At 66.8% G+C, this 13,414-nt stretch carries 13 protein-coding genes; 10 read left to right on the top strand and 3 right to left on the bottom strand.

Annotation, left to right across the window (positions count from 1 at the left end; all coding sequences use genetic code 11):
- The first annotated feature begins 21 nt into the window (after nucleotides 1-21).
- Genes ACE3N9_RS05775 through ACE3N9_RS05740 form a run of 8 tightly spaced genes read left to right on the top strand, consistent with a single transcriptional unit; the run spans nucleotide 22 to nucleotide 7,246 of the window.
- Nucleotides 22-852 carry an SDR family NAD(P)-dependent oxidoreductase gene (locus ACE3N9_RS05775; RefSeq protein ID WP_374281768.1) on the top strand — a complete coding sequence of 277 codons (831 nt, stop codon included), beginning with the start codon at nucleotides 22-24 and terminating at the stop codon, nucleotides 850-852.
- Complete coding sequence (locus ACE3N9_RS05770; protein WP_374281766.1) at nucleotides 849-1,292, top strand: nuclear transport factor 2 family protein; 444 nt, start codon at nucleotides 849-851, stop codon at nucleotides 1,290-1,292. The genes ACE3N9_RS05775 and ACE3N9_RS05770 overlap by 4 nt, the downstream gene beginning before the upstream one ends.
- Entirely contained in the window at nucleotides 1,289-2,188 is a 900-nt protein-coding gene (locus tag ACE3N9_RS05765) for an NAD-dependent epimerase/dehydratase family protein (protein ID WP_374281764.1), read from the top strand. Before ACE3N9_RS05770 ends, ACE3N9_RS05765 begins: the two co-directional genes overlap by 4 nt.
- Entirely contained in the window at nucleotides 2,185-2,979 is a 795-nt protein-coding gene (locus tag ACE3N9_RS05760; protein ID WP_374281762.1) for an SDR family NAD(P)-dependent oxidoreductase, read from the top strand. Before ACE3N9_RS05765 ends, ACE3N9_RS05760 begins: the two co-directional genes overlap by 4 nt.
- A gap of 4 nt (nucleotides 2,980-2,983) precedes the next feature.
- Complete coding sequence (locus ACE3N9_RS05755) at nucleotides 2,984-4,675, top strand: FAD-dependent oxidoreductase (protein ID WP_374281760.1); 1,692 nt, start codon at nucleotides 2,984-2,986, stop codon at nucleotides 4,673-4,675.
- On the top strand, nucleotides 4,672-5,484 hold the full coding sequence (locus tag ACE3N9_RS05750) for an SDR family NAD(P)-dependent oxidoreductase (RefSeq protein ID WP_374281758.1): 813 nt from the start codon (nucleotides 4,672-4,674) through the stop codon (nucleotides 5,482-5,484). Before ACE3N9_RS05755 ends, ACE3N9_RS05750 begins: the two co-directional genes overlap by 4 nt.
- Nucleotides 5,485-5,486: 2 nt before the next feature.
- Complete coding sequence (locus ACE3N9_RS05745; RefSeq protein WP_374281756.1) at nucleotides 5,487-6,269, top strand: SDR family NAD(P)-dependent oxidoreductase; 783 nt, start codon at nucleotides 5,487-5,489, stop codon at nucleotides 6,267-6,269.
- A gap of 5 nt (nucleotides 6,270-6,274) precedes the next feature.
- Entirely contained in the window at nucleotides 6,275-7,246 is a 972-nt protein-coding gene (locus ACE3N9_RS05740) for an alpha/beta hydrolase (RefSeq protein WP_374281754.1), read from the top strand.
- Here ACE3N9_RS05740 and ACE3N9_RS05735 read toward each other — a convergent pair.
- Genes ACE3N9_RS05735 through ACE3N9_RS05725 form a run of 3 tightly spaced genes read right to left on the bottom strand, consistent with a single transcriptional unit; the run spans nucleotide 7,243 to nucleotide 10,015 of the window.
- Nucleotides 7,243-8,034, bottom strand: coding sequence for a phosphatase PAP2 family protein (locus ACE3N9_RS05735; protein WP_374281752.1), 792 nt, complete (start codon nucleotides 8,032-8,034; stop codon nucleotides 7,243-7,245). The genes ACE3N9_RS05740 and ACE3N9_RS05735 overlap by 4 nt on opposite strands.
- A 14-nt stretch (nucleotides 8,035-8,048) precedes the next feature.
- Nucleotides 8,049-8,678: a nuclear transport factor 2 family protein gene (locus ACE3N9_RS05730; RefSeq protein ID WP_374281750.1), complete on the bottom strand. Its 630-nt coding sequence runs from the start codon at nucleotides 8,676-8,678 to the stop codon at nucleotides 8,049-8,051.
- On the bottom strand, nucleotides 8,675-10,015 hold the full coding sequence (locus ACE3N9_RS05725) for a DUF1254 domain-containing protein (RefSeq protein WP_374281748.1): 1,341 nt from the start codon (nucleotides 10,013-10,015) through the stop codon (nucleotides 8,675-8,677). The genes ACE3N9_RS05730 and ACE3N9_RS05725 overlap by 4 nt, the downstream gene beginning before the upstream one ends.
- Before the next feature lie 150 nt (nucleotides 10,016-10,165).
- Here ACE3N9_RS05725 and ACE3N9_RS05720 point away from each other — a divergent pair, with 150 nt between their 5' ends.
- Both ACE3N9_RS05720 and ACE3N9_RS05715 read left to right on the top strand, forming a co-directional pair.
- Nucleotides 10,166-12,529 carry a TonB-dependent receptor gene (locus tag ACE3N9_RS05720; protein ID WP_374281746.1) on the top strand — a complete coding sequence of 788 codons (2,364 nt, stop codon included), beginning with the start codon at nucleotides 10,166-10,168 and terminating at the stop codon, nucleotides 12,527-12,529.
- Nucleotides 12,530-12,603: 74 nt separating this feature from the next.
- The gene (locus ACE3N9_RS05715; RefSeq protein WP_374281744.1) at nucleotides 12,604-13,347 is read left to right on the top strand and encodes an SDR family NAD(P)-dependent oxidoreductase; all 744 of its coding nucleotides are present in this window, start codon (nucleotides 12,604-12,606) and stop codon (nucleotides 13,345-13,347) included.
- Nucleotides 13,348-13,414: the final 67 nt, after the last annotated feature.

Genomic DNA, 13,414 nt, shown 5'->3' with positions numbered 1-13,414 from the left:
TTGGCTTTTGGGAGAGGGCCGATGCTGGATTATACGGGAAAGACGGTGCTGGTAACGGGCGGCGGGGTCGGCATCGGCCGGGGCATCGCCGAAGGCTTTGCCAAGGCCGGGGCGAAACTGATCGTTGCCGAGATCGACCCCGAACGCGCGGCCGCAGTAGCTGCCGCGCTGCCGGATGCCGAAGTGGTGGTCTGCGACGTGCTTGACCGCGCTACGCCCGCGCTGCTGGCGCAGCGCGTGGAGAAGGTTGCGGGCAAGCTCGACGTGCTGGTCAACAATGTCGGCCACTTCGTCCACGCATTGCCCTTCGCGATGCTCTCGGGCGATCAGGTTGACGAGATTCTCGACGTCAACCTGGGGCAACTCCTGCGCATGACCGGGGCGATGCTGCCGCTGCTGCGCAAGGCGGCGCCGGGTTCCTCGATCATCAACATCACCTCGATCGAGGCCTATCGCGGCATTCCCTATTGCACGGTCTATGCCGCGGCCAAGGCGGGGATCGCGGGCTTCACCAAGAGCCTGGCGCTGGAACTCGCGCCCGAAGGCATCCGGGTCAACGATATCGCCCCGGAAACCACCGATACCCCGCAGGTCGCGCTGGATGTGATGATCCCGCCCGAAAACCGCGCCAACATGGACAAGTGGATTCCGCTGGGTCGGTTCGGCCGGCCGGAGGATTGCGCGGGTGCCGCGCTTTATCTCGCCAGCCCGCTGGCCAGCTGGGTTACCGGCAGCGCGATCCACGTCGATGGCGGCGCGCTGGCGGCGGCGGGCTGGACCCGCACGCCGACCGGCGAATGGACCGTGGTGCCGATGGTCAGCGGCAACGGCCTCAAGATCCCCGGTCAATGAGCGGGGCAGAACATGCCGCCCTGCGGCGCTGCGCCGAGCTTTACGCCGTAGGCGCGGACCGGCGCGACAAGGACCTGTGGCGTGCGGTGCTGGCCGCTGACTGCGTTATCGAAGGCCCCGGCTTTTCAATCGCCGGGCGCGAGGCGAACCTGGGGTCGATCGACATGCTCGGCCAGATGTTCCGCGCCACGCAGCACAAGGTCCATCAGGTCGTCGCGACGATCGACGGCGACAATGCCAACGGCGAAACCTATTGCACCGCCGATCACCTGCTGAACGATCAGGACGCGGTGCTCAGCTGGGCGATCCGCTATCAGGACAGCTGGCGGCGCGAGGCGGGCGAATGGCGCTTTATCCGCCGCCAACTGGTGGTGGACTGGGAAGAGGTGTGGCCGGTGACCGTCAAGGGCGGCGCGGCCAGCGAAGGGACAGGACAATGAAGGTACTGGTAGTGGGCGGCAGTGGTGCGCTGGGCGGCCATGCGGCGATCCATCTGGCGGCGCAGGGGCACGACGTGTCGATCGGCGGGCGCAACCCCGCCAACCCGGCAACGCCGATGGCGGCGATGCCCTTCGTCCAGGGCGACTACATCGCGGGAGATTACACGCCCGAAAAGCTGGCAGGGTTCGACTGGGTGGTCTTCGCCGCCGGCAACGATCCGCGCCACGTGCCGCAGGGCAGCGACTTTGCGGAGTTTCTCTACAAGGCCAACCACGAGATGGTCCCCGCCTTCTTCGCCGCAGCCCGCGAAGCCGGGGTGAAGCGCGCGGTGCAGCTGGGCTCATACTACCACCAGGCCAGCCCGGACCTGCTCGAAACCAACGGCTATATCCGTTCGCGCAAGGCGGCCTGCGAAGGCGCGCGGGCGCAGGGCGCGCCGGGCTTCGACGTGGTCAGCGTCAACGCGCCGTTCATGGTCGGATCGGTGCCGGGCCTGCCCAGCCAGATCTTCGAACCCTATGTCCAGTGGGCCAAGGGCCTGATCCCGATCGAGCATTACGCCCCGACCGGCGGGACCAATTTCATGTCGTTCCAGTCGCTGTCCGAAGCGATCGAAGGCGCGCTGCTGCGCGGCGAGCCGGGCAAAGCCTATCTCGTCGGCGACGAGAACCTGAGCTTCCGCGACTATTTCCAGCTGTTCTTCGATGCCGTGGGCAGCCCGGTCCAGGTTGAGGAACGCGACGCGGAAATGCCGCTGCTGCCCGATGTCGCCATCCCGCAGGGACGCGGCAACTGGGTGCGGGTCAATCCCGATCCGGCCGAAGTGGCGCTGCTGGGCTATCGCCGCAATGACGTGGCGAACGCCGTGGCCGACGTGGCGGCGCAGTTCGCATGAGCCAGGTCGCGGTCATCACCGGCGCGGCCGGGGGCATCGGCGCGGGCCTGGCCCGGGAGGCGGCGCGGCGCGGAATGCAGGTTGTGCTGGCCGACCGCGATGCGGCAGCCGTGCAGGCCGTGGCGGACGAGATCGGCACGGCGGCCATGGCGGTCGCCTGCGACGTGACCGAACCGGCCTCGTGCGAGGCGCTGGCCCATGCGGCCTATGCCGCACACGGGCAGGTTGACCTGCTGTTCAACAACGCCGGGGTGCTGTCCACCGGGTTCATCTGGGAAATCAGCCCGGAAACCTGGCAGCGCTCGCTCGATGTCAACATTGGCGGGATCGTCAACGGCATCCGCGCCTTCGTGCCGCGCCTGCTGGCGGCGGACCGCCCGGCGCGGATCGTCAACACGGCTTCGGTCGGCGGGTTCCTGCCATCGCCGCTGATGGCGCCCTATACCAGCACCAAGTTTGCCGCCGTCGCGCTGACCGAAAGCCTGGCGGGCGAACTCAAGCTGATCAAGAGCAAGATCGAGGTGTCGCTGCTTGCCCCCGGTCCGGTCAAATCGGGCATCTTCCGCGAACCGCCGCCGGGATCGGCCGCGCAGTTCCACAAGCTGATGACCGACCTGCTCGACCAGAACGGCCTGACCGGCGATGAATTCGCGCCCCTGGTGCTCGACGCGGTGGAGCGCGGCGAATACTGGATCATTCCGCAGCCCGAAGCGCTTGAGCCGGGCTTTTCCAATCGCAACGCGGGGATTGTCGCACGTCGGCAGCCGCAGTTCTACCTGACGGAAGAGTAAGCAGATGACCACGGCCTGGGACAAGGAAGTCGATGTGCTGGTGGTGGGTTCGGGCGCGGGCGGCATGCTCTGCGCGCTGGCCGCCGCCGAACGCCATGCCGACGTGCTGGTGATCGAAAAGGAAGCGCTGTGGGGCGGCACTTCGGCCACTTCGGGCGCGGGAATCTGGATCCCCGGCAGCGACGTGGCGAAGGAAGCCGGATTCGAGGACAACCTCGACGATGCCTTCACCTACCTGCGCGCGCTGTCGGCCGATAACGTGCCCGATGCCAATATCCGCGCCTATGTCGACAATGCCGCGCCGATGCTGCGCTGGCTGATGGAAAAGACCCCGGTGCGCTACCTGGCGTTCCCCTATCCTGACTATCACGCCGAAAATCCGGGCGGATCGCCCACCGGTTTCCGCACCCACCTGCCGCTGCCGCTCGATGGCAAGCCGCTGGGCAAGGACGTGGAAACGCTGCGCTTCGCCTCGCCCGCGGCCAGCCTGTTCGGCTATCTCAACTGGCATTTCGACGAGACGTACCTGCTGCTCTACCGCGGCAAGGGCTGGATCACGCACCTGGCGAAATCGGTGGTGAAGTACTGGCTCGACCTGCCGTTCCGCCTGAAATCGCGCAAGGACCGCCGCCTGACGCTGGGCAATGCGCTGGCGGGCGGGCTGCGGCTGGCGATGAACCAGAAGGGCGTGCCGCTGTGGCTGGAATGCGGCCTGACCGAGCTGGTCCGCGACGGCGGCAAGGTGGTCGGCATTGTCGCCAATCACCAGGGAAAGACCATCCGCATCGGCGCGCGCAAGGGTGTGGTGCTGGCCGCCGGGGGCTTCGACAAGAACCAGGCGATGCGCGACGAGTTTGCGCCGCTTTACCCGACTGCGCTCTATTCGGGCGGGACCAGCGGCAACACCGGCGACGGGATCCGCGCCGGGATCGACGTTGGCGCCGACACGATGAACATGCAGTCGGCCTGGGCCGCGCCGGTGTTCTATGTGCCGGGTGAGGATCGTGGCCGGCTGTGCACCATCGAACGCGCCCTGCCGGGCTGCATCATGGTCAATGGTTCGGGCGAGCGTTATCTCAACGAGGCGGCCAGCTATCACGTCACCGGGCAGGTCATGGCCCGCCGCCAGCTTGAACACGGCGACGCCAGCCCGAGCTGGATGGTGTTCGACGCGACCTATCGCGGCAAGTTCCCGATGGGCCCGGTCTATCCCGGCTGGCCCGATTTCGCGCTGGGGCCGCGCACCCGCTCGATCCTGAAGAAGGCGGGTAGCGTGGAAGCACTGGCGCGGAAAATCGGCGTCAACCCGGCGGCGCTTTCGGCCACCGTGGCGCGGTTCAACCAGTTTGCCGCCAAGGGCGAGGACCCCGATTTCCACCGGGGCGAGGCCGCCTATGACAAGATGTATGGCGATCCCAGCCAGACCCCCAATCCCTGCCTGCGCCCGCTCGACAAGGGGCCGTTCTATGCCATGCCGATCTATCCGGGCGACATCGGCACCAACGGCGGCCTGCTGACCGATGCCAAGGCGCGGGTGATCGGCAAGGACGGCCAGCCGATCGGCGGCCTCTATGCCATCGGCAACAGCGCGGCCTCGGCCATGGGCGAGAGCTATCCGGGCGCGGGCGTAACCATCGGCCCGGCGATGACTTTCGGGTTCATCGCCGTGCAGGACATGACAGGAGCAAATGCATGAGCGGTAAACTGGCCGGGCGCGGCGCGGTAGTAACGGGCGCGGGGCGCGGCATCGGCAAGGCGATTGTCGAGCGGCTTACGGCAGAAGGCGCGCGGGTTGCCGCACTCGACATGGACGAGGACGCGGCCAAGGCCAGCGGCGCTGAACTCGGGCTGAAGTGCGACGTGACCGACAGCGCCGATGTGGCGCGCTGCATCCGCGCGGCGCGGGCGGCCTTCGGGCGGCTCGACATTGCGGTCAACAATGCCGGCACTGGCCGCGCCGCCGGCGATGGTTCGGACGAATTCTATGGCGCGATGGCGCAGCGCAACGCCGAACTGGCCGAAAAGGGCAGCAGCGACGTGATCGTCGACCAGCTGATCCACATGGGTGACGAAGGCTGGGCCGGGGTCATGGCGGTGAACCTCAACGGCACCTTCTATGTCTGCCGCGAATTTACCAAGGTTCTGGCCGAGGACGGCAATCCCGGTTCGATCGTCAACATCAGTTCGACCAGCGCCCAGTCGGGCGAGGGCAGCGCGCACTATGTCGCCAGCAAGGCGGCGGTGATCGGGCTGACCCGCCAGCTGGCGCGTGAACTGGCCCCGCGCCAGATCCGCGTCAACGCGGTTGCCCCGGGGCCGACCAACACCCCGATCATGCAGGGCATCCCGGACGACTGGATCAAGGCGATGGAAGCCAGCGTGCCGCTGGGCCGCATGGCCGACCCCAGCGAAATCGCGGCGGCGGTGGCCTACCTGGCCAGCGACGACGCCAGCTTCGTCAACGGTTCGGTGCTGGTGGCCAACGGCGCCAGCTACTACTTCTGACCATGTCCACCGGTCTGAACCCCCGGCTGGCCAGCCCCGCCACCGGGGTGATCGTCACCGGCGGCGCATCGGGCATCGGCCTTGCCTCTGCCCGCGCGCTGGCGGCGGTCGGCCGCCCGGTAGCACTGTGGGACATCAACGCCGCCAAGGCCGAGGCCGAAGCGCAAGGCATTGCCGCGGCCTTCGGCGTCGCCGCGATCGGCCAGGCGGTCGATCTGCGCGATACGGGGGCCTACGCCGCCGCGATTGCTGCCAGCCGCGCGGCCATGGGCAGCATCGGCGGGCTGGTCCATTCGGCGGGCGTGGTTGACCAGGGCTCGCTCGACGGGCTGACCGAGGAGGTCTGGGCCGACGGGATCAACACGCACCTGCGCCCGCTGGCGCTGCTGTGCCGCGATCTGCTGAGCGATTTTCAGGCCAATCCCGGCTCGGCCGTGGTCGGCATCGCCTCGATCAACGCCACGTTGGGGAACGCGGTAAACCCGGTCTACACGGCGGGGAAAAGCGGGATGCTGGGGCTGATCCGCTCGCTGGCGGACCGGCTGGGGACGGACGGCGTCCGCATCAACGCGGTTTCGCCGGGGATGATCCTGACGCCGATGCTGCAACCCTCGGTCGATGCGCTGCCGCCCGGATCGTTCGAGCGGCGGGTGCTGCTGGGGCGGCTGGGCCAGCCCGAGGAGATCGGCCGCGCCGTGCGCTTCCTCCTTTCGGACGAAGCGAGCTACATCACCGCCAGCGAACTGGTGATCGACGGCGGCAACATTTCCTCGCAGCGGATGTAACGCCCATGAATCTGCCCGGCCTGACCCACCACACCGCGCGGATCAACGGGATCCACACGCACTGGGTTGAGGCCGGGCAGGGCGAGCCCGTGGTGCTGTGCCACGGCTTTCCCCACACCTGGATCAGCTGGCATCACCAGATCGCCGCGCTGGCCGGGGCGGGTTACCGGGTGATCGTGCCCGACATGCGCGGCATGGGGCAGACCGAAGGACCGGTCGAGCCCGAATCCTACGATTGCTTCCAGACCGCCGGGGACCTGGCGGGCCTGCTTGACCATCTCGGGCTGCCGCAGGCGGTGTTCGCGGGTCTCGACTTCGGGATTTTCGCGGTGATCGACTGCGCGCACCTGCACCCAGATCGGGTGCGGGCGATCGTGGCGCTGGAAAACCCGTTCTACGCCGACCGCGCCGACATCACCCCGCTCGCCGAGGCGGCGGAATGGGCGCAGAGCCACTTCGTGCACATCGACTATTTCCGCGCACCCGGCGTGGCCGATGCCGCGCTCAATGCCGAGCCGCGCAAGTTCCTGGAACGGGTCTATTACGCGCTGTCGGGCGAATACCGCTATCTCAACGTGTGGGAGCATCCCCCCGGCACGCCCTATATTGAAGCGCTGCCCGAAGCGCCGCCGCTGCCGTGGTCGTGGCTGACGACAGAGGTGATGGACGCCGTGGTCGCGGACTATGAACGCTCCGGCTTTACCGGCGGGCTCAACTGGTACCGGGCGATGGACCTGCGCTGGCACCAGCGCGCGGCCTGGCGCGGGCAAAAGACCACGCAGCCTTACTTCTTCATCGGCAGCGACCGCGACGTGGACCTGGAAGCCTGGCACGGCGACGATCCGCTCGCCGCGATCCATGACTATCACGGACAGGTGCGGCGCGTGGCGATGGTCCCGCACGCCGGGCACATGATGCAGCTGGAAGCGCCCGGTCCGGTGAACGCGTTGCTGCTGGAATTCCTGGCGGAGCTTTAGCCCCCGGCGAGCGCCGCTGCCTCTGCTGCGCAGTCGCGGCTGGGGGCCTGGCGCGGGGTCTTGGACAGTTCATCCCGCGCGGCCTGCAGGTCGGCCTGATATGCGGGTTCGGTCTGCAACCGCGCGAACACGGCGGCGGCGATCACGCGGCCTTCCTCGACATCGCTTTGCCAGTGGACGTTGCAGAACCGGCGGCTTTCGCCAAAGGCCCGGCCGCGCGCCATCAGCTGGGTGGTGCGATCGGGCACCAGCTGCGCCAGCACCATGCCCCAACCATAGCCGATCGCGCTGTGGCCGGAGGGATAGGATCCATCCGCTTCCAGCATCCTGGTAATCTCGGGCGTGCACATCGGACGCTTGTTCACTTCGAACGGGCGGTCGCGGTTGTAGAGCTTCTTGGCCTTGCCGGTGGACAGGCCGAAATCGATCATCACCCGGCGCAGCAACTTGTCGAGCGCGGGAGTGGCCTGGGCCGAGATGTCGAAGCCGGCGGCGCAGCTCAGCGCCCCGGTGGCTTTCGGTGTGAACAGGTCGGCATCGCTGGTCGCCACGGTCCAGCGCGGCGTGCCGTGGGCGGCGAGCGCCGTCTTGCTCGCCGCCTTGTCGCGCTGTTCGGCGCCCGACTTGCGCGCCGGGGCCGGGGGCACCAGCTGCGCGCTGTCGGGGACGTTTTCGGCCGCGATGTAGCCGGGCGGGATCTTGAACGCTGGCCTGGCCGGTTCATCCGCCAGCACTGCCACGCTGGCCGCGCCCAGCGCCGCCAGTCCGATCCAGCCCAGATGCTTCATCGCGTCCTCTCCCGTCAGTCGGCGCGCACCTTCACCTTGGGCGGCGCAGCCCCGCGTCGCATGGTTTCAAGGTACTTGTCCAGCGGCGCGGGTTCGGCCACCGGCCCGCCGTGATCGCCCTCGCGCGCCCAGAACTCGTTGTAGCTGGGGAACAGCTTGTGGAAGTTGCCTTCCACCCATTCGGTGCCGGGCCAGCGCATCTTCTTGTCGCCGATCGGCGGCTTGTTGAGATCGGTGGCGTACCAGTACAGCGGCAGGCGGCGGGCAAAGTGCCAGCGCCCGTCCTGGCGGACGTAATCGTCGACATACATCATCTGCATGATGACCCATTCGTCGCCGGTTTCATGCTCGTTCTTGGAATAGACCACGCCGTGGGCATGATCGGCATCGTCGAATTCGATCACGTGCCCGCCGCTGTGGTGCGACGTGCCGGTGAAGGGCGAACGCAGCGTGCGGTCCATGTAGGCGCGCAGCGCCTGCCGGCCCGAGGCATCCTTGCCCACCCGCACGTCGGCGGGGAACAGGCTGACCATCGCGTCCATGTCGCGCATGTCGAGCGCGAGCGCATACTTGGCCGGGAGCTGGCGGATCGCGTCGAGCGATTCCAGCCGGTCGATCCGGGCGAGGAGGGCAGTGTCTGTCATTCGGTGATCCTTTCGACCGGGGGCAGCAGATAGCTGCCGTCCAGCGCTGACGGCCGGGGCAGGTAGAGCCGCGCGACCAGAGTGAAACCTGCGGCCGGAACCGGCAGCCAGTTGGCGGTGCCTTCGCGCGGGCGCGCGGCGGAGAGGGTGAGGGTAAGCGAGCCGTCCTTGGCGAACTTCAGCCCCTTGGTGCGATCGCCGATGGTATAGCGGCGGATCGCGTTTTCGGTCAGCTGCACGCCCTGCGCGGTATAGGCGGTGAGCGACCAGAACCCGTCAACCGGCGGCAGCTGCCCCTTGGCAAAACGGATGCGGTAGCTGTTCGCCCCGTTCAGCCACTGCCCGGCGCTATCCTGGATCGCGGCGGGATAGATCGATTCCTCGCGCGCGTTGACATAGCCGCCGCGCACCGCTTCGGCCCGCAGCAGGAAATCGTTGCCGGGATTGTCCATCGCCCGCGACAGCAGCCAGCCGTTGCCGCTTTGCGTCGGGCGGAAACCGTTGGCTTTCAGCACGTCCGGCCCGATCCGCAGCGTGCAGCCCAGGCCCAGCTTCTGCCCGGCGCTCAGCTTGGCTTCATCGAACACCACGCCGGGGCCGAACCCGGCGCGGTCGAACTGCGCCATCAGCGCTTCCTCGCCCGGCTTGGCCGGGACGCTGCGCAGCGCCTGGTTGAGCAGCTGGAAGTAGGCCAGGCTGCCAAACGGGCTGAGCGGCGCGGCGTCGGTCACCGGCTCGCCCGGTGCGCCGCGCATCACGATTGCTTCGGCCAGCTTGCGCGCGGCGGGTTCGTCCTGCGGCCCGGTGACCAGCACGCGGCCCAGCATCCAGGCGGTATCGGTGGGCAGGCGGAACACTTCGTAGCCATCGGGCACCGTGCCGCCCGACGGCCCGACCAGCGCATAGCGCCGCGCCTTGCCGCCATTGGTGCGGGTGCCAAGGTGCCACGGCCGGGCATAGAGGTCCATGAAGGCCAGCGTGTAGTAGCGCGTTCCCATGTCCGGCGTGTCGATCAGCACCGGCCCGCGCGACAGATCGACCCACGAATTCAGATACAGCGTATCCGAATTGGGTGCGCGCAGCTGTCCCTGGGTGGCCGGGGTCAGGAGGTGCGGATAGATCGCGATCTGGTTGACCGGCGCGGCGACCGGCTGGCCCGGGCTGGTGCGGTGCGTTTCGTTGAAGCGCTGCTTCAGCATGTCGACCAGCGGATAGCCGTAGATATAGCCTTGCAGGCCGATGCTTTGCGCCAATGCGGCCTGCGGATCGCTGGCGGCGGCCTGGCACTGGGCCAGGTCGGGCAATGCGGCGGCGGCGGCCAGTGCAATCGTCAGCATTTCTCTCCCTTCGCGTAATTTGCCTTGTTCCGCGCTACGCTATCCAATTTTCAATTGTGTCGCAACACCAGTTCGCGTAGATGCGCGCGATCGCAGTTACGCAATTTCTGGCAAGGAAAGCCGGAAAGGCTAACTCGGGAGGAGAATATCATGAAGCGACTTTTGGCCACCACCGCCCTGGTTTCGCTGGGTGCGCTGGTTTCCATGCCCGCCTTCGCGCAGGATGCTGCGGCGGATCAGGGTAACGATGACGGTATCGGTGAAATCGTCGTCACCGCGCAGAAGCGCGCGGAAAACATCCAGGACGTGCCGATCGCCATTTCGGCGGTGGGCAGCCAGTTCCTCGAATCGCGCGGGATCACCTCGATCGACGGACTGGGTTCGGTTTCGCCGAACGTGAAGATCGAACGCACCCCGTCGAACAAGACGGCGGCGCAGATCTCGATCCGCGGTTCGGTCACGATTAACCCGGCGATCACCTGGGAACCGGCGGTCGGCCTCTATCTGGACGGCGTCTATGTCGCCAAGGTCCAGGGCTCGATCTTCGACATCGCCGATCTGGAACGCGTCGAAGTGCTGCGCGGGCCGCAGGGCACGCTTTACGGCCGCAACGCGCTGGCCGGGGCGATCAACCTGGTGTCGCGCAAGCCTTCGGGCGAACTGCGCGCCAGCGCCGAAGTGACCTATGGCAACTATGACTACTGGCGCGCCAAGGCCGTGCTCGACCTGCCGGCGGCCGGTCCGCTGTCGGTCAAGCTGTCGGGTCAGCTGACCAAGCGCGACGGCATGGTCAAGATCACGCCCAACCCCTATCCGGCGGCCTTCCTGGCCAAGCCGAACTCGCTGACCTCGATCAACGACATCGACGGGCAGAGCTTCATGGTCCAGGCCCGGCTCAAGCCGGAAGGCCCGCTGACGCTCGACTATGCGTTCGACTACAGCCGCAACAAGCAGCGTCCGGACTTTGCGCAGCTCTATTCGGTGCTGGCGAACAATCCGGCTTCGTTCAACGATCTGTGGACCGATCCGGCCCTCCTGCAGGCGATTGCCCCGCTGGGTCTCTATGCCAGCAAGACCCGCCAGAGCACCGGCAGCGTCGATGCTTCGCCGAACTACGAATATTCGCGTTCGATGGGCCACGCGCTGACCGCGACGCTGGATCTGGATGCGGTCACGATCAAATCGATCACGTCCTACCGCAAGCTGAAGTGGGAAGACTCGATCGATCTCGACGGTTCGCCGCTCGATATCGCCACCACCAAGCGTCTGACCGATTTCCGGGCCTTCAGCCAGGAACTGCAGGCCAGCGGCGTGGCGCTGGACGACAAGCTGAAGTATGTCGTCGGCGCGTTCTACTACGATGAAAAGGCCGAGACGCTTGGGCCGCAACGCTTCTTCGGCTTCCTCAACCAGCTGGCTCTGCCGGGCGCGACCGTGCTGCAGTCGGATTACGGCGGGCACACCAAGGCGTTCGCGGTGTTCACCCAGATCGACTACAAGCTGGCCGATCCGCTGACCCTGACCCTGGGCGGTCGCTACACCCACGAAAAGAAGGACATTCGCCGGTTCTTCGGGGTTGGCTCGCCGACCGTGCCGCTGTTCAACCTGAACTACGGCGGCGTGCCGGATGCCACGTTCAACAAGTTCACCCCGGCGGTGACCCTGGCCTATGAAGCGACGCCGGACGTCAATGTCTATGCCCGCTGGGCGCGTGGCTACAAGTCGGGCGGGTTCAACGGCGAAACCGACGTGTCGGCGCTGATCGGCAGCCCGTTCAGCTGCTCCACCGCGCCGGGCAATGCCAGTGAACTGTGCAATCCCTACAAGCCCGAGCTGGTCGACAGCTATGAAGTCGGGATCAAGTCCAGGCTGGCCGATGGCAAGGTGATCCTGAACCTCGCCGGGTTCTGGGACGAGCACAAGGACATCCAGCTTTCGGTGTTCACCGCCAAGAGCGCGGCGTCCTCGATCGTGACCAACGCCGCCAAGGCCCGCATCCGCGGGCTGGAACTGGAAGCGATTGTGAAGCCGATCCCGGCGCTGACAATCAACGGGTCGCTTGCGGTGCTGGAATCCAAGTACAAGAGCTACATGGATGGCGGCGTCGACGTGTCGAACAACCGCGCCTTCCCGCACACGCCGAAGTTCACCGCCAGCATGGGCGTGAACTGGGACGTGATCAGCGGCGATTGGGGCAAGTTCAGCCTGATCGGCGATCTCAACCACGTGTCGAAGTACTACACCTTCCCCTATGCCCTGGTCGGCGATCCCTACACCACGCAGGTGGCGGGCAACACGCAGTCCAAGGGCCGGACCATGATCAACCTGCGCGCCGCGCTGGCTGACCTGTCCGTGGGCGGTGCCAAGCTCGACGTGTCGGCCTGGGTCAAGAACCTGACCAAGCAGGCCAACGCGCAGAACTTCATCGATTTCGGCCCCGGTTTCGGCGGCCTGACCCTGGCCTATTTCCCGGATCCCCGGACCTATGGCCTGACGGTTGGCGTGAAGTTCTGATCTGACTGAACAGGAACTGGGGGAGGGCAGCGGGAACGGCCGCTGTCCTCCCCAAGCCTTGGGAGAGAGAGGCCATGCAGAGGTTTGAAGGCAAGCAGGCGCTGGTTACCGGCGCCGCATCGGGAATTGGACGGGCCACCGCGATCCGCCTGGCCGCCGAAGGCGCGGCGGTGACCATCGCCGACATCAACGCCGACGGGCTGGCCGAAACGGCCAAGCTGATGGCGAAGGCGCCGCGCATCCAGACGTTCGACGCAATGGACTTTGCCAGCTGCAAGGCGCTGGTCGATGCCGCCGCGGTCGATGGGCTGGACGTGGTCTGCAACGTGTCGGGCATGCTCAAGTGGGGCCCGAGCCAGGATTTCAGCCTGGATGATTTCGAGCGCATCCTGAAGATCAACACCACCAGCGTCTTTGCCATGTGCCAGGCGGCCTATCCGCACCTGGTCAAGAGCAAGGGTTGCATCGTCAACACCGCGTCCACCGCGGCGCTCCAGGGTATCGCCTATACCATCGCCTATTCGGCTTCGAAGCACGGCGTGGCGGCGATCACCAAGGGGCTGGCGGTGGAATGGGCCAGCAAGGGCATCCGCATCAACGCGATCTGCCCGGGCCACGTCAACACGCCGATGGGCAATGCCCCGCCGCCCCCGGGAGATGTCGACTGGGCGCTGGTGATGCGCAATGCCCCCAAGCTGGAAAACGGCACCTGCGAGCCGGAACACATCGCCGGGCTGTTCGCCTACCTGGCCAGCGACGAGGCCTGCAAGATCACCGGTTCGCTGTTCACCATGGACGGCGGGCAACTGGCGGGCTGATCGGCCTGCCGCACGTTCGGCTCCTACCAACCTCCCGCGTCGGCCTGCGGTGTTGCTGTTAATCTGG

The organism is Novosphingobium sp. (assembly GCF_041905565.1).
In the GTDB taxonomy this organism is placed as follows: domain Bacteria; phylum Pseudomonadota; class Alphaproteobacteria; order Sphingomonadales; family Sphingomonadaceae; genus Novosphingobium.
Note: the sequence above shows the minus strand (reverse complement) of the source record. Positions and strands in the feature narration are given on the sequence as shown.

Excerpts from the sequence above, each read along its gene's own strand:
- ACE3N9_RS05775 (WP_374281768.1), top strand. The coding sequence starts at position 22 with ATGCTGGATTATACGGGAAAGACGGTGCTGGTAACGGGCGGCGGGGTC.
- ACE3N9_RS05770 (WP_374281766.1), top strand. The coding sequence starts at position 849 with ATGAGCGGGGCAGAACATGCCGCCCTGCGGCGCTGCGCCGAGCTTTAC.
- ACE3N9_RS05765 (WP_374281764.1), top strand. The coding sequence starts at position 1,289 with ATGAAGGTACTGGTAGTGGGCGGCAGTGGTGCGCTGGGCGGCCATGCG.
- ACE3N9_RS05760 (WP_374281762.1), top strand. The coding sequence starts at position 2,185 with ATGAGCCAGGTCGCGGTCATCACCGGCGCGGCCGGGGGCATCGGCGCG.
- ACE3N9_RS05755 (WP_374281760.1), top strand. The coding sequence starts at position 2,984 with ATGACCACGGCCTGGGACAAGGAAGTCGATGTGCTGGTGGTGGGTTCG.
- ACE3N9_RS05750 (WP_374281758.1), top strand. The coding sequence starts at position 4,672 with ATGAGCGGTAAACTGGCCGGGCGCGGCGCGGTAGTAACGGGCGCGGGG.
- ACE3N9_RS05745 (WP_374281756.1), top strand. The coding sequence starts at position 5,487 with ATGTCCACCGGTCTGAACCCCCGGCTGGCCAGCCCCGCCACCGGGGTG.
- ACE3N9_RS05740 (WP_374281754.1), top strand. The coding sequence starts at position 6,275 with ATGAATCTGCCCGGCCTGACCCACCACACCGCGCGGATCAACGGGATC.
- ACE3N9_RS05735 (WP_374281752.1), bottom strand. The coding sequence starts at position 8,034 with ATGAAGCATCTGGGCTGGATCGGACTGGCGGCGCTGGGCGCGGCCAGC.
- ACE3N9_RS05730 (WP_374281750.1), bottom strand. The coding sequence starts at position 8,678 with ATGACAGACACTGCCCTCCTCGCCCGGATCGACCGGCTGGAATCGCTC.
- ACE3N9_RS05725 (WP_374281748.1), bottom strand. The coding sequence starts at position 10,015 with ATGCTGACGATTGCACTGGCCGCCGCCGCCGCATTGCCCGACCTGGCC.
- ACE3N9_RS05720 (WP_374281746.1), top strand. The coding sequence starts at position 10,166 with ATGAAGCGACTTTTGGCCACCACCGCCCTGGTTTCGCTGGGTGCGCTG.
- ACE3N9_RS05715 (WP_374281744.1), top strand. The coding sequence starts at position 12,604 with ATGCAGAGGTTTGAAGGCAAGCAGGCGCTGGTTACCGGCGCCGCATCG.